Genomic DNA, 17,993 nt, shown 5'->3' with positions numbered 1-17,993 from the left:
CTGTTGTTTATCGACGCTCCCGGCCCCACCCGTCATTGCGAGGAAGCCCTTGCGACGAAGCAATCCAGACTATCTCCGCGGAAAGACTCTGGATTGCTTCGCGCGCTCGCAATGACGAGGAGGAGGCAGCGGTGGTTTACCACACCGCCGTCCCCTTCATCGTCGGCTGCCCTTCCGCGTTCGCCGTCCACAGCTCCATGCCATCAGCGGTCTCGTTGGCGTTGATGGAGAACTCGCTGCCCTCGAACAGCGGCTGCAGACCGCGATAGGTGAACGTCTTCGGCGGCTTGCCGCTGCGCAACTTCGCCGCCATCTCGATGATGAGCGCGGCCTGCAAGGGACCGTGGAAGATCAGGCCCGGATAGCCCTCGACCCTGGTGACGTAATCGCGGTCGTAATGGATGCGGTGGCCGTTGAAGGTCAGCGCGGAATAGCGAAACAGCAGCACGGCATCGGAGACATGGATTTCGCGGTGCTGTGCCTTCGGCGGCGGGGTCTTTGCGGTCGCAGGCGCGATGCCCGTCATCTCGCGATAGACGATGTCCTGCCGCTCGCGGATGGCAACGCCGCGTGGCGAGGAGATGCTGTGCTCCACCGCGACGAAGCACAATGTGCCGGTCGAGCCTGATTTCACCTGCAGGTCGGCAATGCGCGAGGTCCGGGTCGATTCATCGCCGACGCGCAAGGGCTGCAGAAATTCGATCTCGCCGCCGGCCCACATCCGGCGCGGCAGCGGTACCGGCGGCAGGAAGCCGCCGCGGGTGGGGTGGCCGTCGGGCCCCAACATCGACATTGGAAACACCGGCTGCGCCAGGCACCAATGCACCGTGAACGGTGCGGCATCGCCCGCTTTGGGTTCGCCGATCTCCTGGAACAGCGTCGCGCGCAGGCCTCTGACGAGTTGCGCGGTGACGATGTCGGTCGCCTCTTCGCTGCGGCCGATCCATTGCCGCAAGTGATCGATGTCGAGCTTCCCGGTCATGACGCCTCGCTCTGTTATGTCCTGGCTTGGGGATTTTCGCCGATCGCCGGCACGGCTCCGTAAGCACGGGTCTCGCCGACGATGATCGGCGCCGGCGCGGGATAGCTGACGCGGCCGTTCGGCGTATCCACCTCGATGCGGCGCAGATGCGGATGGTTGGTGAGGTCGCTCATGGTGTTGACCTCGGCAAACGCGATGTCGGCATCCGACAGCCGCTTCAACAGCTCGTCGCGCGTCATCTTGCCGAAGATATCCGCGACCGTCCTGTCGGTGAAATCGCGGTTGCGCACGCGCTCGACCATGTTGGCGACGCGCGGATCGTTTGGCAGGTTGGGCTGGTCCAGCACCTCGGCACAGAGCGTCTTCCACTCGCGCTCGCTTTGGATCGAGATCAGGATGTCCTTGCCGTCCTTCGAGGTGAACACGCCATAGGGCGCGATCGAGGGATGACGCAGGCCCATGCGCTTGGGCGGATTGCCGGCCTCGGCGTTGAGCAGCGGCACGGTGCACCAGTCCGCCATCACGTCGAACATGGAGATGCGGATGTCACAGCCCTTGCCGGTCCGCCCGCGCGCGATCAGCGCCTCCAAAATTGCCGCATGCGCGGTGGCGCCGGTCGCGACGTCGACGATCGACATGCCGACGCGCGAGGCGCCGTCGGGATTGCCGGTGATCGAGGCAAGGCCGCTCTCGGCTTGGATCAAGAGATCATAGGCCTTGCGGTGTGCGTAGGGGCCCTCGTCGCCGTAACCGGTGATGGTGCAGGAGATCAGCTTTGGATAGTCCTGCAGCAGCCGCTCGCGGGAGAAGCCGAGCTTGTCCATCGAGCCCGGCTTGAGGTTCTGCACCAGCACGTCGGCGCTCGCGATCAGCTTTTCCAGCTCGGCGCGTCCCTCCGTGGTAGCGAGATCGACCACCGCCGATTGCTTGCCGCGGTTGAGCCAGACGAAATAGCTGCTCTGGCCCTTGGCCGCCGCGTCATAGCCGCGGGCGAAATCGCCTTCGGGCCGCTCGATCTTGATCACCTCGGCGCCGGCATCCGCCAGGCGCGAGGAGCAGAACGGTGCGGCCACAGCCTGCTCGACCGCAATCACCCTGATCCCGTCCAATGCTCCCATGATTGCTGCCTCAGTACGAGCGGGGCATGCCGAGCACGTGCTCGGCGACAAAGGACAGCACGAGATTGGTCGAGATCGGCGCGACTTGATACAGCCGCGTTTCGCGGAACTTGCGCTCGACGTCGTATTCCTCGGCGAAGCCGAAGCCGCCATGGGTCTGGATGCAGGCATTCGCCGCTTCCCAGGACGCATCCGCCGCGAGCATCTTGGCCATGTTGGCCTCCGCGCCGCAGTCGAGCCCGGCTTCGTATTTGCGTGTCGCTTCCTTCACCATCAGCTCGGCCGCGCGCATCGCGGCATAGGCCTTGGCGATCGGGAACTGGATGCCCTGGTTCTGGCCGATCGGCCGGCCGAACACCGCGCGCTCCTTGGCGTAGCTGGTGGCCTTGGCGATGAACCACTTGGCATCGCCGATGCATTCGGCCGCGATCAAAATGCGCTCGGCGTTCATGCCGGAGAGGATGTAGCGAAAGCCCTTGCCTTCCTCGCCGATCAGATTCTCCGCCGGCACCTTCATGTCGGTAAAGAACACCTCGGTGGTGGCGTGGTTCATCATGGTGCGGATCGGGCGGATCTCGAGGCCGTTGTTCTTGGCCTCGCGCATGTCGACGATGAACACGGAGAGGCCATCGGTGCGTTTCTTGGCCTGCTCCTTCGGCGTGGTGCGCGCCAGCAGCACCATCAGGTCGGAATGCTCGGCGCGGCTGGTCCAGATCTTCTGGCCGTTGACGATGTAGCTGTCGTTGCCTTCCTTGCGCGCAAAGGTCTTGAGCGAGGAGGTGTCGGTGCCGCTGGTCGGCTCGGTGACGCCGAAGGCTTGCAGGCGCAATTCGCCGCTCGCGATCTTCGGCAGATACTTCGCCTTCTGCTCGTCGTTGCCGTGCCGCAGCACGGTGCCCATCGTGTACATCTGGGCATGGCAGCCGCCGCCATTGCAGCCCGCGCGCTGGATCTCTTCGAGGATGGCAGCCGCCGCAGAAAGCTTCAGGCCCGCGCCGCCATATTCCTCGGGGATCAGCACCGAGAGGTAACCGGCCTGCGTCAGCGCGTCGACGAATGCCTTGGGGTAGGCCATCTCGCGATCGAGCTTGCGCCAGTATTCACCGGGAAACTGTGCGCAGAGCTTTGTGACGGCTTCGCGGATGTCGGCGTGATCTTCGCTGTGGTGTTCTTCACTCATGGCGTTTCCCGAATGTGCGGCAGTTAAGATAACGCCGGCCGATCCTCTGGCGTTGTGAAAACAACGCCATCCCCCTATGCTCATTTGCTATAGCGTATGGAGTAGCCTTCCAGGATTGGCAAGCATGGATTTCCGGCAGCTCAAGACCTTCAGTTGTGTGGCGGAGCTCGGCAGCCTGAGCAAAGCGTCCGATACGTTGCGCGTGGCACAGCCGGCGCTGAGCCGGCAGATCAAGCTGCTGGAGCACGAGCTGCGCACGGAACTGTTCACTCGCAACGGCCGCGGCATGGTGCTGACCGAGGCCGGGCGCCTGCTGCTGGCGCGCACCTCCGGCATCGTGCGGCAGATCGACCAGATTCGCGACGACATCCAGTCGGCCAAGGGGCCGCCGTCGGGCCAGGTCGTGCTCGGCCTGGTTCCGACCGTGAGCTGCGTGCTGTCGGCGCGGTTTGCGCGGCGCTGTGTCGAAAAATATCCCGGCATTTCGCTGCGCATCGTCGAAAGCTACAGCGGCCACATCGTCGAATGGCTGCATCGCGGCGAGATGGACCTTGCCATCCTCTACGGCCGCTCCGCCGACCTGCATCTCAATGTGCAGAGCCTCGGGCGCGACAACATCGTCGCGGTCGGTCCGCGCGGCTGCGGCCTCGCGCGCAAGAAGAATATCGACATCGGCTGGCTGCTGCGGCAGCGCTTGGTGCTGCCCAGTCATTCGCACGGCCTCCGTGCGCTGATCGAGCAAGCGGCCGCGCAGCGCAAGATCAAGCTCAACGTCCAGCTCGAAGCAGATTCGTTCCGCGTGCTGACGAGCCTGGTCGAGGAGGGGCTCGGCTTCGCGCTGCTGCCGCCATCGTCGGTCCACGCCGAAGTCGCGGACGGACGTCTGGAAACCGCTGCCGTTTCCAAGCCGATGTCACGCGAGCTCATTTTCGCCTCTCCGATCGACCGCCCGCCCTCCACGGCCTCGCTGGCCGTCACCGCACTGCTGCGCGATGAGGTCGCCGCCTGCCGCAAGGAAGGCGTGTGGGACATCAAGCTGAGTTAGATGCGCTGGTGTCGTAGACCAGTCGGGCGCCGTGTTGCCTTCGCATCTGGCGCGACCTGTCATGCCGGAATTTTATAGCTGGGCTCGGGCGCTGCGCGTTTGACGCGCAGGTGTACTCAAGATCTCGTCATTGCGAGCGTAGCGAAGCAATCCAGGAATCCCTCCGAGGTGGCAGTCTGGATTGCTTCGTCGCAAGAGCTCCTCGCAATGACGGAGGATGCAGCCGTTACCCCGGAATCCTCACCGGCAGCGACTCATATCCCTTGATGAAGCTCGAATAGATCCGCTTCGGCTCGCCGACCACCTCGATACGGTCGAACCGCTTCAGCATCTCCTCCCAGACGATCCGCAGCTGCAGTTCGGCGAGCCGCATGCCGACGCAGCGGTGGATGCCGAAGCCGAAGGAGAGATGGGTGCGCGGCCGGGCGCGGTCGATGATGAACTCGTTCGGCTGCTCGATCATCTCTTCGTCGCGGTTGCCGGAGACGTACCACATCACGACGCGGTCGCCCTTCCTGATGTGCTTGCCGCCGATCTCGGTGTCGGCAAGCGCGGTGCGCCGCATATGCGCCAGCGGCGTCTGCCAGCGGATCACCTCGGGCACCATGGTGTCGATCAGCGCCGGGTTGGCGCGCAGCTTGTCGTACTGCTCGGGATTCTCGTTCAGGGCCAGTACCGAGCCGGTCATGGTGTTGCGCGTGGTGTCGTTGCCGCCGACGATGAGCAGGATGATGTTGCCCATCAGGTTGTCGGGGTCCATGAAGCGCGTGGCGTCGTTGTGCGCCATCAGCGACAGCAAGTCGTTGCGCGGCGCCGAGTTGACGCGCTCGTTCCACAGCTTCGACATGTAGGCGTAGCACTCGTCCATCTCGCGGCGGCGCTCTTCGGCGGATGAAACGATGCCGCTCTTGGGCAGCGCGGTCGCGACATCCGACCAGCGCGTCAGCTTGCGCCGCTCCTCCCAGGGGAAGTCGAACAGGGTAGCCAGCATCTGCGTCGTCAGCTCGATCGAGACCCGCTCGACGAAGTTGAAGGTCTCGTTGCGCGGCAGATTGTCGAGCACGGTCTGCGAACGCTGGCGGATCAGCTTTGCGAGGTCGTCCAGATGCGTCGGCGTGAACATCGGCGACACAGTCTTGCGCTGCGACGAGTGCCTGGGCTGGTCCATCGCGATGAAGCTCGGCCAGTCGTAGCCGTCCGGCACGTCGCGGATCCCGATGCCGCCGAGTGTCGAGTCGGACGAGAACAGGCCGTGATTGGTGTCGACATGCATGATGTCGTTGTATTTCACCACCGACCAGTACGGCTCGATCGGCGCGTTGGTGCAGTAATGCACCGGCTCTTCCTTGCGCAGCCGCTCGAACCACGGCCACAACGTGTCGTCCTGAAACAGCCGCGGCGCGCCCGGATGAAAATTCTTCAGCGGCGTCGTATAGGCTTCCTCGCGCGCGCGCCGCATGCGTTCGGTCGTGTCGGCCTTGACCGGGGCCTGAATGTTCATGGGCGGTCGCTCCAGTTGACTCTTCCTTTGCCTCTCCCCGCGTGCGGGGAGAGGCCGGAATTCGAGCGAAGCTCGAATTCCGGGTGAGGGGGACTGTCCGCGATTCGGCTCTCACCGTATTCGCGGATAGAGCCCCTCATCCCAACCCTCTCCCCGTAAGAACGGGGAGAGGGAGTTTTCTCACGCGTCACGTCGCAATCTTGACCGGCAATGTTTCCAGACCCTTCACAAAGCTCGAATACACCCGCTTCGGCTCGCCGACCACGTCGATATGGTCGAATCGCTTCAGGATCTCCTCCCAGATAATCTTGAGCTGGAGTTCGGCAAGCCGCAATCCGACGCAGCGGTGGATGCCGAAGCCGAACGAGAGATGCGTGCGCGGGCGGGCCCGGTCGATGATGAACTCGTAGGGCTTCTCGATCGCCTCCTCGTCGCGGTTGCCCGAGACGTACCACATCACGACCTTGTCACCTTTCTTGATCTGCTTGCCGCGGAACTCGAAATCGGCAAGCGCCGTGCGGCGCATATGCGCAAGCGGCGTCTGCCAGCGGATCACCTCGGGCACGAAGCTGTCGAGCAGCGCGGGGTTTTCGCGCAGCTTGCGATATTGTTCGGGATGCTGGCTCAGCGCGAGAAGCGAGCCCGACATGGTGTTGCGGGTGGTGTCGTTGCCGCCGACGATCAACAAAATGAGGTTGCCGAGGAAGTTCCGCGCGTCCATGTCGCGGGTCGCGGCGCCATGCGCCATCATCGAGAGCAGGTCGCTCTTCGGCGGCTGCTCGATGCGCTCCTTCCAGAGCCGCGCGAAATAGCCGGCGCATTCCGCGAGCTCAGCCTGACGTTCGTCCTCGGTCGCGACCAGGCCGTCGGGGCCGGGAATGGTGGTGGCAATATCCGACCAGCGCGTCAGCTTGCGGCGGTCCTCCCAGGGGAAATCGAACAGCACCGCGAGCATCTGGGTGGTGAGCTCGATCGAGACCTGGTCGACCCAGTCGAACACCTCACCGCGCGGCAGATTGTCCAGGCACTCGGCCGAGCGCTTGCGGATGTTGAGCGCGAGATTGTCCAGATGTGTCGGCGTGAACATCGGCGCCACGGTCTTGCGCTGCGCTGCATGGCGCGGCGGATCCATCGAGATGAAGCTCTCGCGGCGCAGGTCGGGGTCGATGTCGCGAATGGTGATGCCGCCGAGTGCGGAGGCCGAGGAGAACACCGAATGGTTCGTCTCGATCTCCATGATGTCGTTGTAGCGCGTCACCGACCAGTACGGGCCGAACATCGAGTCCTTGCAATAGTGCACCGGATCTTCGCGGCGCAGCCGGTCGAAATAGGGCCAGAACGTATCGGTCCTGAACAATTCGGGATCGCCCGGATCGAATTGGTCCAGCGGAAGTGACGACGCGCGCTCGCGCAGTGCGTCGAGTTTTGTCGCGCTCTCGATGGTCCCGTGCATGACCGCTCTCCCTGACATGAACCGCGCGATTTTCTTGAATTCTGCGCTGCGGTATTTGGCTGCAATTACAGCGCGTTGTCTGCGCCGGAGCAAGGGCGAGTTTTGCCACATCCAACCTTCGCGAGAGCGTCGGGCGGCCGTCGCGTTCTTGTGTGAACGTGACCTCCCGCACGCCTCAGCCAGCGGAATCGTGCGAGAAATCGCTCGAAACCGAGGTAAATCGAACCCGCTCGTCTTGGGGATCGACCAATCTCCGATCTATAGTTTGAGCAGATCAGATCCGCATCCCGAGGTTGCTGCCGTGAACGACATGCAATGGACGCCCATCGGCCCCTCCGAACCGGTCCCGCCGCCGCTGCCGCCCTCGCGGGTCGACTTCAGCGGCAATCGCACCGGGTTCCGCAAGATGGTCACCAAGGGTGCCATGCTGGAGCTCGTCACCTTCGGCTTCTACCGGTTCTGGCTCGTCACCGACATCCGCCGCCATTTATGGTCGAATACCGCGATCGACGGCGACGCCGCCGAATATACCGGCCGCGGCAAAGAGCTCTTGATCGGCTTCCTGTTCGCGCTCGCGATCCTGATGCCGATCTATCTGGCCTATTTCCTCGTCGGTATCGAGTTCGAGCGCTGGCAGGGTTTTGCCTCGACGCCGCTGTTCATCTCATTCTATGCCTTCGGCCAGTTCGCGATTTTTCGCGCACGACGTTATCGTTTGACCCGCACGGTCTGGCGCGGTGTGCGGTTCTGGATGGACGGTTCAGGCTGGGCCTATTCGTTCCGCGCGATGCTGTGGGGCTTGCTGGTGTTCCTGACGCTGGGCCTGGCGCTGCCGTGGCGCGAGGCCTCGCTCGAGCGCTACAAGATGCGGCACACCCATTTCGGCGATCTGCAAGGCGATTTCGAAGGCGACGGCTGGGCGTTCTTCAAGCGCGGCTGGTGGCTGTGGCTCTTGACCCCGCTTGCAATTGTCATCTTCCCGGCTGCACCGTTCCTCTATGCCGAGTTCAAGGCGCGCGAATGGCGCTGGTGGCTCGACGGCATCCGCATCGGCGGCGTCAGCCTGTCCTCGTCGCTGCCGCACAACGCGTTCTACGGCCTTTACTGGAAGGTGATCGGCTGGTGGCTGCTGCTGAGCGTCCTGTTCGGGTTTTACCTTGCCGGTGCTGCCGGACTGGTCGCTGCGGCCGGCGTGTCGATCGCCGGACCTGACGCAATCGGGCGGAGCATTCCGCTTCTATCCATGATGGTCATCGGCTATTTTGCCCTGGCGCTTGCCTTGAACGTCGTCATGCGCATGTATCTCCAGCGCGATATCTGGGTGAAAGTGCTGGAGACAGTCGAGGTGCATAACATCGGAGCCGCGGCGGATGTCCGCGCCAGCGGTGAGCTCGCCAGCGCGCTCGGCGAAGGCTTTGCCGATGGTCTCGATGTCGCGGGATTCTGAGCTGTGAGTGATGCGTCCGCCGAGGCCCCGCCGCAGTCGGCAAAACCGACGGTTTTCTTCGATGGCGTATCGAGCCGCAGGCGGCAGGTGACACTGACGCTTGGTGATGCGCTCGATATCCTCGAACCCGGCGTAACGCCGGTTCGCTGGGTCTACGCCGACATCCGCCGCGCCGACAGTCCGCCCGCCATCTTGCGTCTGACCTCGACGTCCGCGCCGCCGCTGGCGCGGCTCGAAATCCGCGACATTGCTCTCGCGGCGGAGATCGTCGCGCGCTGTTTGCGGCTCGACGAGCACCAGACCACGCGCCGTAGTGTTGCAAAAATCGTCGGCTGGTCGGTTGCGGCTGCCGTCTCCATCGTCTGCGTCGTGCTGTTCGGCGTGCCGCTCGCCGCGGATCGTCTGGCGCCGCTGGTGCCGAAACCGATCGAGCGGCGGATCGGCGATGCGTCCGAGGTCCAGGTGAAAACCATCTTCGGCCGCGAGTCCTGCAGTGATCCGGCCGGGCAGGCGGCGTTTTCCAAGCTGGTCAATCGCCTGCGCGACGCCGCAGGCCTTGACGACGACAGCATGACGGCCGGCGTGCTGCCGAGCTCGGTGCCGAATGCGTTCGCGCTGCCGGGCGGCAAGGTCTTCGTGCTCAATGCCCTGCTCGACAAGGCCGACAATCCCGACGAGATCGCCGGCATCCTCGCCCACGAGCTCGGCCATCTCAAGCATCACGACAACATGCGCGGCCTGATCTACAACGGCGGCACCTCGTTCCTGATCGGCTTGTTGTTCGGCGACGTCACCGGCTCGTCCGCCGTGATCTTCGCCTCGCGCAGCCTGGTCGAAGCCTCCTATTCGCGCGAGGCCGAGACCAATGCCGACACCTTCGCGATCGACATCATGCACAAGCTCGGCCGCTCGCCGAAGCCCGCGGCCGAGTTGATGTTCCGCATCACCGGCAAGGAGGGCGGATCAGGCTTCACCATTTTGGCGAGCCATCCGCTCACCGAGGATCGCCTTGCGCGCATGACAAAGGAAGACCATCCCGCCAGCGGTCCGCCGCTGCTGACCGACAAGGAATGGCAGGCGCTGAAAGGCATTTGCGGCAGCGCGAAGATCTGAGCTTGCCGCTTATCGCGTCCCGTAAGCGCGGTCGCCGGCATCGCCGAGGCCCGGCACGATAAAGCCGTTCTCGTCGAGGCCTTCATCCACCGCGGCAGTCCAGATATGCACGTCCGGATGCAAGCCGCGCAAGCGCTCTAATCCTTCCGGCGCCGCAATCAGGCAGGCGAGGCGAATGTCCTTGGCGCCGCGCTCCTTGAGCCGGTCGACCGCCGCCACCGCGGTGTTGGCGGTCGCTACCACAGGCGTCACCACGATCGCGAGGCGCTCGCCGAGATCCGACGGTGATTTGAAGAAGTACTCGACCGCGGCGAAGCTGTGCGGCTCGCGGTAGAGGCCGATATGGGCGACGCGCGCGGTCGGCACCAGATCCATCATGCCGTCGACAAAGGTCGTGCCGGCGCGCAGCATCGGCACGAACACCAGCTTCTTGCCGGCGATCTTCGCCGAGTGCATCGTCGCCAGCGGTGTGTCGATCACGGTGTCGGCGAGCGGCAGGTCGCGCGTCACCTCGTAGCAGAGCAGCATGCCGATCTCCTTGATCAGCTCGCGGAACGACTTTGTCGAGATCGATTTGTCCCGCACCAGGGTCAGCTTGTGCTGCACCAGCGGATGATCGACGATCGTGACGCCTTCCATGATCGGTTGCTCTTGCTTTTCCCTTCTCCCCCTGTGGGAGAAGGTGGCGCGAAGCGCCGGATGAGGGGAGAAGGTTTAGAACACGGTGCCGTCGCTGATCACCTTGAGTGGCGGCGAGCCGTCGGGACGGCGCGCAAAGGCAATGGCTCGGCCGGCGGCCCAGGTGCCGCCCTCCAGGATGCTGGCGAGCGGCAACGACTGCGGCGTCCGGCCGAGCTTGGCGCGAACCAATTCGGCCACACGATCCAGCAGTGCGACCGTGAGAGCGCGCCACTCCACGACCAGCAGAGAGTCGACCGCGTGCGCACGACCGGCATCCTCGGCATCGCGCAGGCGCAGCACCTCGTGATCGACGAACAGACCGCCATTGCGGTATTCGGCGAGCCCGGTCAGGCCGTCGATGTCGATGACCTCAAAGCCGGCGCGCTGGAGCGGCTCGATCAGCGAATAGCTCAGCCATTGCGACAGCTTGTGCAGCGGCACGAGGCCTGCGGTCGCATCATCCGCCTTGATCGCCGGATGACGCCAGCAATCGCCGAGCGGGACGCCTGCGAGCTCGAGCCTCGATGGCCAGATCGGCCCGAGCTGGTTCAGCACCGCGGAGAGGATCGCGGGCGCGGGGATGGCGCCGTTCGTTGCCTGCGCGGCGATATGATCGAACAGGCCGCCCGGTCGTGGCGTGTCGTGCATGCCGAAGACATCGGCGCGCGCCGCAACCTGCTTGCCGAGGCGCCGCAGCAGATCGGTGCGTCCCTCGAGGCCGAGCAGCGGATTGGCGTCGCTCGCCTGGAAGGCCGAATTGAGCGCGGCGAGCGGCAGCGTTTCGATCACGCCGGCATCGACCCTGAACGGCGCGCGCGTATCGGCTGAGAAGAGTCCGCCGGCAAACATGTCGAGGCTGGCAATCGCAAGCCCCTCGGACCGCCCGATGCTTTCACCCGTCACGGCGTCGCGATAGCGCCATCTCGCACCCGCGCCGGCATCGAGCAGCACGCTGACGATGGCGAGGTCGAACTCCGCGCGCGCCCGCGCGGCGCGATTCTGCCACGACGCCGCGTCCGCCAGCTGCGCCCAGCGGTCGACGCCGCCGAGCACAAAATGCCGCCACCGCGCGTGGAAGGGAATCTCCGCCGTAGGGTAGGCTTTTCGCGTGACGGCCAGCACGGCGTCCGCAACGCCATCCATGCGATCGAGATCAATGGTGAAATGCGTGAGCCCGTCGTGCAGGCCGATGTCGAGCATTTGCCCGGCGCGCGCGCGGACCGCCGCTGCGCTGAGCAGCGAGCGGGTCTGTTGTTCTGTGGCGTCCGCCATGGCGTTCAGTATTTCTCCAGCGAACGTCCAACGATGTCGTTCACGTCCTTTTCAGTCACGTCGTCGGCGGAGTAATACCCGGCGGCCTTCTTCGCGGCGATCTCGACATAGGCGTCGGCCGGGATCAGCTCCGGCGGAATCGGCACGCGTTCGACGATGTCGATGCCTTGCGAGGTCAGCGCGTCGTATTTCATGTCGCTCATCGACAGGAAGCGGTCGATGCGCTTCAGGCCGAGCCAGTGAATGGTGTCCGGCATCAATTGCTGGAAGCGCGCGTCCTGGACGCCGGCGACGCATTCGGTGCGCTCGAAATAGGCGGCGGCGGCGTCGCCGTCCTCCTGACGCTTGCGCGCATTGTAGACCAGGAATTTGGTGACCTCGCCGAGCGCGCGGCCTTCCTTGCGGTTGTAGACGACGAGCCCGAGCCCGCCCTCCTGCGCGCCGCGTGCGGATTCCTCGATGCCGTGGATCAGGTAGGGCCGGCAGGTGCAGATGTCAGAGCCGAACACGTCGGAGCCGTTGCACTCGTCATGCACGCGGCAGGTGATCTTGGTGCGGTGGTCCGGCAGTTTTGTCACATCGCCGAACATGTAGACCGTGGTGCCGCCGATCGGCGGCAGGAACACTTTCAAGTCCGGCCGGGTCACGAGCTCGGGGAACATGCCGGCGGTCTGCTCGAACAGCGTGCGGCGCAGCTCGGTCTCGCCGGTCGCGAAGCGCTCCGCAAGGCCGGGCAGGTACCAGACCGGATCGATCGCGATCTTCACCACCGAGACGCTGCCATTGGCATGGACGACCTCGCCGTCGGCGCGCAATCGCTTGGCCGCAAGCGCCTCGCGGATTTCAGGCAGGTCGAGCCTCGCCCGCGTCACCGCGATGCTCGGGCGGATGTCGACGCCCTCGGCGATGTCCTTGCCGAAATTCTCGGCGACGAGATGACCCCAGGGATCGAGCGCGACGATTTTTGCGGGATCGCGCCACTGCTCGAACGGTCCGATGGTCGCGGCCGGAAACGTGTTGGTGAGATCTGGGCGCCGGATCGGATCGAGCGCACCGGCGGAGACGGCGAGCGCACGGTACATCGCGTAGGACCCGCCATGGCTGCCGATCACATTGCGATCCCCGGCGCGCGACACCGTGCCGATGATCGGCCCGCGGGCGCGCGCATCGGCAGCACCCCAGTGAATCGGGAAGGCGGCCTTTTTGCCCGGCTCCGGGTGCGAGGTGAGGCGGATGTGGTCGGTACGGTTCGCGCGGCTCATGGCCAAACTCCCAAAAAGCCAACGGCCCGCCGCTCGGACGGGCCTGGCTCTGCGGCGTTGCCGGAACAGAGCCCCGGCGACGCAATCCAACATATTGTAGCGGCCAGCTGCGACAGACAAGTTAATCGTGCCGCGCCGGGCAGGTGATCATCGCCAAATTCCCGTCATCGACGGGCAGGCCGGCTCGCCTGCATGCCGCGCCTTCGCTAGGGCCGAACCTTCCTGTTCGATCTGCACGATAGGCCTAAGGGTTTGAAATAGTTTTATTTTTCATGTTTTCAAGAGGGCGGCCCCACCGCGGTGCCGTGGGCTGGACCAGACCCACATAATCGGACAAATCGTAGAGATCGCCTATCGCCTGGAGACTGCCATGCCCACCGCCAGCTACATCGATCCCCGCAATGGAAAGCGCTATCCGCTTCACGAGCCGCGCTGGTGCTCGGATGAGCGCACGCCGCTGCTGGTGACGCCGGGGGCGGGCATCTCGCGCGCGGACATCGACAGCCGCACGCGTTCGCTCTGGCGCTACCGGGCGGCGCTGCCGGTGGAGATCAAGCATCCGATTTCGCTCGGCGCGGGCTGCACGCCGCTGGTGCAGCAGGATTGGGGCGATCTGCGGCCGTTCTTCAAACTCGAATGGTTCAATCCGACCGGCAGCTTCAAGGACCGGGGTTCGGCGGTGATGCTGTCGTTCCTGCGGCAGATCGGCGTCGACGCCATTCTGGAGGATAGTTCGGGCAATGGCGGCTCGTCGATGGCAGGTCTCGGTGCGGCCGGCGGCATGCGCGTGAAGATCCTGGCGCCGGCCTCGACCTCGCCGGCCAAGATCGCACAGGTGCGCGCCTACGGCGCCGAAGTGCAGCTCGTCGAGGGCCCGCGCGAGGAGTCGGAGGCCGAAGCTATCCGGCAGTCGAGCCAGACCTTCTATGCCAGCCACAACTGGCAGCCGTTTTTCCTTGAGGGCACAAAATCGCTCGCCTATGAAATCTGGGAGGATCTTGGTTTTGTCGCGCCCGACAACGTCATCGTTCCCGTCGGGGCCGGCAGCAGCCTGCTCGGTTGCGCCTTCGGCTTCCGCGAGTTGTTGAAGGCGGGGCAGATTGCAAAACTGCCGCGCCTGTTCGCGGCTCAGCCGCTGAACTGTTCGCCGATCGATGCCAGCTTCAAGGCCGGCGTCGATATTCCTGTCGCGCGTGAGGTCAACAAGACCATCGCCGAAGGCACGGCGATCAAGCATCCGCTGCGGCTGCGCGAGATCATCGGCGCGCTGCGCGAAAGCGGCGGCGCCACGGTTGCGCTCACCGAGGACGAGATCGTCGCCGCCCTGCGCCGTCTGGCGCGGCAGGGCCTGTTCACCGAACCCACCAGCGCCAGCGCGGCCGCCGCGCTGGAGAAACTCTCCGCCACCGGCGCCATCAAGGCGAGCGAGACCACGGTAGCCGTCCTCACCGGCACCGGCCTGAAGGCCGCCACCACGGTGGCCGATCTGGTGCGGTAGGACGCTGCGCGTTGCTCCGTCATTGCGAGCGCAGCGAAGCAATCCAGTCGTCACCGCGGAAAGACTCTGGATTGCTTCGCTGCGCTCGCAATGACGAAAGCGCCGTCCTCACTCCTTCAGATCGTTCACCCTCTTCACCCACGCCCGCACGTCGGCGAGCACTTCGGGCAGCACCGATCTCACCTCCAGCACGGTCATGCCGGGCCTGATGCGGGGATCGTAGAGCAGGTTGAGGATGTACTGGTCGTAGACGTCGAAATAGCCCATCGACACATTGTCGTTGAACATCGTCCACGGCACGCTGGCGGTGTCGTTGATGGGGCCGAGCGACTGCAGCAGCTCCTCATAGGCGCAATCGAGAAAGGTGAAGTCGCCATTGTCGACGGTGAGGATGACGTCGGAATGCTCGATCTCGAAATTGTCGTTCTTGCGGAAGCCGGACAGGCATTGCGGATCGAGCGAGGTGCGGATCTCGCGCGCCTTCTCCGCGCCGTAGAAACTCGCGATGGTGCGATTGAGGTCGCGGTCGCGCACGAGCTTCACCCGTACATTCGCCGCCTCTGCGGTCGCGGTCATGGCGATGTCGAGATGCTGCACGCGCGTGCCGATGTCGGCCACGACCTTCGCGAGCTGCACCTTGCGGTCGGCGCGGTCGCTCTCGACGAACACGCGCACCGGCCTGTCGAACTTGCGGATGCGGTCGACACGGCCGGCGAGGTGGTATTCGGCGCCGAAGGCGGTCTTCAGAAAGCCGTCGACGATCTCGGCGTCGGTAAAGCTCTTCTTCTCGGCGCGCTGGCGCGAGGCGATCGCGGGCAACTCGCCGGCGGTCGCCCTGGGTGCGATGTCAGGCGCACATGTGAGCGCTGCAAACGCCAGCAGGGCGAAGCGAAGGGCAGCCGAGGGCGGGACCAATGCGCTCATCGTTGCGCAACGCTGCCGTATTCGGTGGCTGCGCACAAGTCCGCATATTCAAGCGCCCGCGGGTTCCGGCTGCAGTCGCTGCCGGCCTAGTTGTTGATCACGACCACGGTGGTGCCGACCCCGACGCGGCCGTAGAGGTCGGTGACGTCGTCATTGGTCATGCGGAAGCAACCGGAGGATACCGCCTGGCCGATCGTCTCCGGCTCGTTGGAGCCGTGGATGCGGTAGAGCGTCGATCCCAGATACATCGCGCGCGCGCCGAGCGGGTTCTCGATGCCGCCCTTCATGTGGCGCGGCAGGTCGGGCCGGCGGGCGATCATCTGCGACGGCGGCGTCCAATCCGGCCATTCCTTCTTGGCGGTGATTCTGTGCACACCGCCCCAGCGGAAGCCGTCGCGGCCGACGCCGATGCCGTAGCGCAGCGCCTGGCCGTCCTGGAGCACCAGATAGAGCCGGCGCTCGGCGGTGTTTATCACGACCGTGCCGGGGGCATAATTGCCGTTATACATGACGGTGGTGCGGGGGATCGGGCTCGAGCCGCCGCCGAGAAAGCCGGTGGAGCTGGTGCCTGTGAAGTCGATCATCCCCGCCGCGGATGCGTCGGCCGCGCCAGCCAGCAACAGCGCCATTGCGGTGATCTGCGCGGCAAAAAACCGGATCATTGTTTCCCCCAGAAAAAAATCGATTCAACCAAAGCCAGAGGCCATATTCGCGCGCATTCTGCAAGCCACGGGGCCGTGAGGGACGTCGTCTGCTGCGATTGGCGTTAGCAAATCGGCAACCACGCCAACTTGCCGGTGCGGGGCAGGGCCGCAACGCCGGCTCTTGCTTTGACGGGGCCCGCGAACAATGATTGATCCGATCCCTGGGATATGGATCGCTGGAACATGGATCGCTGGAAATAGCCGGTTGCGGGAGCAGACAGAATGAACGGTGCGGAAAGCCTGGTGCGGACGATGGTCAACGGCGGGGTGGACGTCTGCTTCACCAACCCCGGCACCTCCGAGATGCATTTTGTCGCGGCGCTCGACCGCGTGCCGGGCATGCGTTGCGTGCTCGGCCTGTTCGAAGGCGTGGTGACGGGCGCGGCCGACGGCTATTTCCGCATGAAGGGCACGCCTGCCTCGACCCTGCTGCATCTCGGCCCCGGCCTCGCCAATGGCCTTGCCAATCTGCACAACGCCAAGAAGGCCAATTCCGGCATCGTCAATATCGTCGGCCAGCACGCCGTCTACCACATCGGCTACAACGCGCCGCTGACCTCCGACATCGAGGGGCTGGCCCGGCCGATGTCGTCCTGGGTCCGCACCTCGCCGGATTCCAAATCGGTCGCCGCTGACGGTGCCGCGGCGATTGCCGCCGCCAAGAGCGCCCCGCCGCAGATCGCGACCCTGATCCTGCCCGCCGACACCGCCTGGAACGAGGCCGACGGCATCGCCGAGGTGCCGGCCGAGCAGCAGCGCGCCGGCTATTCGCCGCAGGCGGTCGAGCAGGCCGCAAGGATCCTGCACGGCGACGGCGAGGGCACGCTGCTGCTGATGACCGGCAGCGCGCTGAGCGCAAAGGGCCTGGCGCTGGCCGAGCGGATCGCGGCCAAGACCGGGTGCACCGTGATGGGCCCGACCTTCCGCCCGAAAATGGCGCGTGGCCGCGGCCGCTACTCGATCGACCGCATTCACTACGTGATCGAGAACGCGCTGCCGATGCTGGCGAAATTCCGTCACATCGTGCTGGTCGAGTCCGACGATCCCGTGGCGTTCTTCGCCTATCCGAACAAGCCGAGCATGCTCAAGCCGGAGGGCTGCGACGTCCATCGCATGACCTCCTGGGGCGAGAACTCGGTCGCAGCGCTCGAAGCGCTCGCTGGCGCGGTGAAGGCCAGCGCCAAGGACGTCAAGCCGCAGGCGTTGCAGGAACTGGTCAAGCCGACCGGCGCGCTCACCTTCGCCTCGATCGCGCAGGCGATCGCATGCGCGATCCCCGAGAACGCGATCATGGTCGACGAATCCCTCACCACCGGCCGCGGCTTCTTCCCCCCGACGGCGGCCGCCGCGCCGCACGACTGGCTCCAGAACATGGGCGGCTCGATCGGCTTCTCCACGCCGCTCTCGATCGGCGCCGCGATCGCCTGTCCGGACCGCAAGGTCATCACCATGGTCGGTGACGGCAGCGCGATGTACACGATCCAGTCGCTGTGGACGCAGGCTAGAGAGAACCTCAACATCGTCACCATCGTGTTCGCCAATCGCATCTACCAGATCCTGCGCGGCGAGTTCGACAATGTCGGAGCCGGCGAACCCGGCCAGCGCGCCAACGACATGCTTCGCCTCGACCGCCCGACGCTCGATTTCGTCGCGCTGGCCAAGGGCATGGGCGTGCCCGGCCGCGTCGTCGCCAATGCCGACGAGTTCAACAAGGCGCTGACTGAAGCCGTCGCCGAGCCGGGGCCGCGCCTGATCGAAGTCCAGATGTAGGGGAGGCGCACGTACAACGGAGCGCCGAGAGCCCGGAGGCACG

Annotated in this window: 15 protein-coding genes; 5 read left to right on the top strand and 10 right to left on the bottom strand. The window is 65.0% G+C overall.

The window, feature by feature from the left end; all coding sequences use genetic code 11:
* Nucleotides 1-136: 136 nt before the first annotated feature.
* The 3 genes from FXB38_RS36215 to FXB38_RS36205 are packed head-to-tail and all read right to left on the bottom strand — an operon-like array spanning nucleotide 137 to nucleotide 3,280.
* Entirely contained in the window at nucleotides 137-982 is an 846-nt protein-coding gene (locus FXB38_RS36215; protein ID WP_148755722.1) for an HTD2 family dehydratase, read from the bottom strand.
* A gap of 14 nt (nucleotides 983-996) precedes the next feature.
* Nucleotides 997-2,100: a CaiB/BaiF CoA transferase family protein gene (locus FXB38_RS36210; RefSeq protein ID WP_148755721.1), complete on the bottom strand. Its 1,104-nt coding sequence runs from the start codon at nucleotides 2,098-2,100 to the stop codon at nucleotides 997-999.
* 10 nt (nucleotides 2,101-2,110) lie between these two features.
* Nucleotides 2,111-3,280 carry an acyl-CoA dehydrogenase family protein gene (locus FXB38_RS36205; RefSeq protein WP_148755720.1) on the bottom strand — a complete coding sequence of 390 codons (1,170 nt, stop codon included), beginning with the start codon at nucleotides 3,278-3,280 and terminating at the stop codon, nucleotides 2,111-2,113.
* Between the two features lie 124 nt (nucleotides 3,281-3,404).
* Here FXB38_RS36205 and FXB38_RS36200 point away from each other — a divergent pair, with 124 nt between their 5' ends.
* Nucleotides 3,405-4,325: a LysR substrate-binding domain-containing protein gene (locus FXB38_RS36200; protein WP_148755719.1), complete on the top strand. Its 921-nt coding sequence runs from the start codon at nucleotides 3,405-3,407 to the stop codon at nucleotides 4,323-4,325.
* Between the two features lie 226 nt (nucleotides 4,326-4,551).
* Here the strand turns inward: FXB38_RS36200 and FXB38_RS36195 are convergent, their stop codons facing one another.
* Both FXB38_RS36195 and FXB38_RS36190 read right to left on the bottom strand, forming a co-directional pair.
* Nucleotides 4,552-5,826 (bottom strand): cytochrome P450, encoded by a 1,275-nt coding sequence (locus FXB38_RS36195; protein WP_148755718.1) that lies wholly within the window; start codon nucleotides 5,824-5,826, stop codon nucleotides 4,552-4,554.
* A 187-nt stretch (nucleotides 5,827-6,013) separates the two neighbouring features.
* On the bottom strand, nucleotides 6,014-7,279 hold the full coding sequence (locus FXB38_RS36190) for a cytochrome P450 (RefSeq protein WP_148755717.1): 1,266 nt from the start codon (nucleotides 7,277-7,279) through the stop codon (nucleotides 6,014-6,016).
* Between the two features lie 310 nt (nucleotides 7,280-7,589).
* Here FXB38_RS36190 and FXB38_RS36185 point away from each other — a divergent pair, with 310 nt between their 5' ends.
* Nucleotides 7,590-8,726 (top strand): YjgN family protein, encoded by a 1,137-nt coding sequence (locus tag FXB38_RS36185; protein WP_187435393.1) that lies wholly within the window; start codon nucleotides 7,590-7,592, stop codon nucleotides 8,724-8,726.
* Between the two features lie 3 nt (nucleotides 8,727-8,729).
* Nucleotides 8,730-9,839: a M48 family metallopeptidase gene (locus FXB38_RS36180; protein ID WP_148755715.1), complete on the top strand. Its 1,110-nt coding sequence runs from the start codon at nucleotides 8,730-8,732 to the stop codon at nucleotides 9,837-9,839.
* A gap of 9 nt (nucleotides 9,840-9,848) precedes the next feature.
* On the opposite strand, the gene upp is transcribed toward FXB38_RS36180, so the two are convergent.
* The 3 genes from upp to FXB38_RS36165 form a co-directional block, all read right to left on the bottom strand.
* The gene (gene upp / locus FXB38_RS36175; RefSeq protein ID WP_148755714.1) at nucleotides 9,849-10,478 is read right to left on the bottom strand and encodes a uracil phosphoribosyltransferase; all 630 of its coding nucleotides are present in this window, start codon (nucleotides 10,476-10,478) and stop codon (nucleotides 9,849-9,851) included.
* A gap of 75 nt (nucleotides 10,479-10,553) precedes the next feature.
* On the bottom strand, nucleotides 10,554-11,792 hold the full coding sequence (locus FXB38_RS36170; protein ID WP_148755713.1) for a URC4/urg3 family protein: 1,239 nt from the start codon (nucleotides 11,790-11,792) through the stop codon (nucleotides 10,554-10,556).
* A gap of 5 nt (nucleotides 11,793-11,797) precedes the next feature.
* Nucleotides 11,798-13,054, bottom strand: a complete 1,257-nt coding sequence (locus FXB38_RS36165; RefSeq protein ID WP_148755712.1) for a GTP cyclohydrolase II — start codon at nucleotides 13,052-13,054, stop codon at nucleotides 11,798-11,800.
* Between the two features lie 370 nt (nucleotides 13,055-13,424).
* On the opposite strand from FXB38_RS36165, the gene FXB38_RS36160 reads away from it, so the two are divergent.
* On the top strand, nucleotides 13,425-14,552 hold the full coding sequence (locus FXB38_RS36160; RefSeq protein WP_148755711.1) for a threonine synthase: 1,128 nt from the start codon (nucleotides 13,425-13,427) through the stop codon (nucleotides 14,550-14,552).
* A gap of 108 nt (nucleotides 14,553-14,660) precedes the next feature.
* Here FXB38_RS36160 and FXB38_RS36155 read toward each other — a convergent pair whose 3' ends face one another.
* Together FXB38_RS36155 and FXB38_RS36150 are read right to left on the bottom strand one after the other, a co-directional pair.
* The gene (locus tag FXB38_RS36155; RefSeq protein ID WP_187435387.1) at nucleotides 14,661-15,476 is read right to left on the bottom strand and encodes a DUF2927 domain-containing protein; all 816 of its coding nucleotides are present in this window, start codon (nucleotides 15,474-15,476) and stop codon (nucleotides 14,661-14,663) included.
* An 86-nt stretch (nucleotides 15,477-15,562) separates the two neighbouring features.
* Nucleotides 15,563-16,138 carry a L,D-transpeptidase gene (locus FXB38_RS36150; RefSeq protein ID WP_148755709.1) on the bottom strand — a complete coding sequence of 192 codons (576 nt, stop codon included), beginning with the start codon at nucleotides 16,136-16,138 and terminating at the stop codon, nucleotides 15,563-15,565.
* Between the two features lie 264 nt (nucleotides 16,139-16,402).
* Between FXB38_RS36150 and FXB38_RS36145 the strand changes: the two genes are divergently transcribed.
* A complete protein-coding gene (locus tag FXB38_RS36145) occupies nucleotides 16,403-17,950 on the top strand; it encodes an acetolactate synthase large subunit (RefSeq protein ID WP_148755708.1) in 1,548 nt (515 codons plus the stop codon).
* Nucleotides 17,951-17,993 lie beyond the last annotated feature (43 nt).

It is taken from the genome of Bradyrhizobium cytisi (genome assembly GCF_008123515.1).
In the GTDB taxonomy this organism is placed as follows: domain Bacteria; phylum Pseudomonadota; class Alphaproteobacteria; order Rhizobiales; family Xanthobacteraceae; genus Bradyrhizobium; species Bradyrhizobium cytisi.
This window is presented reverse-complemented; position numbering and strand designations above follow the sequence as displayed.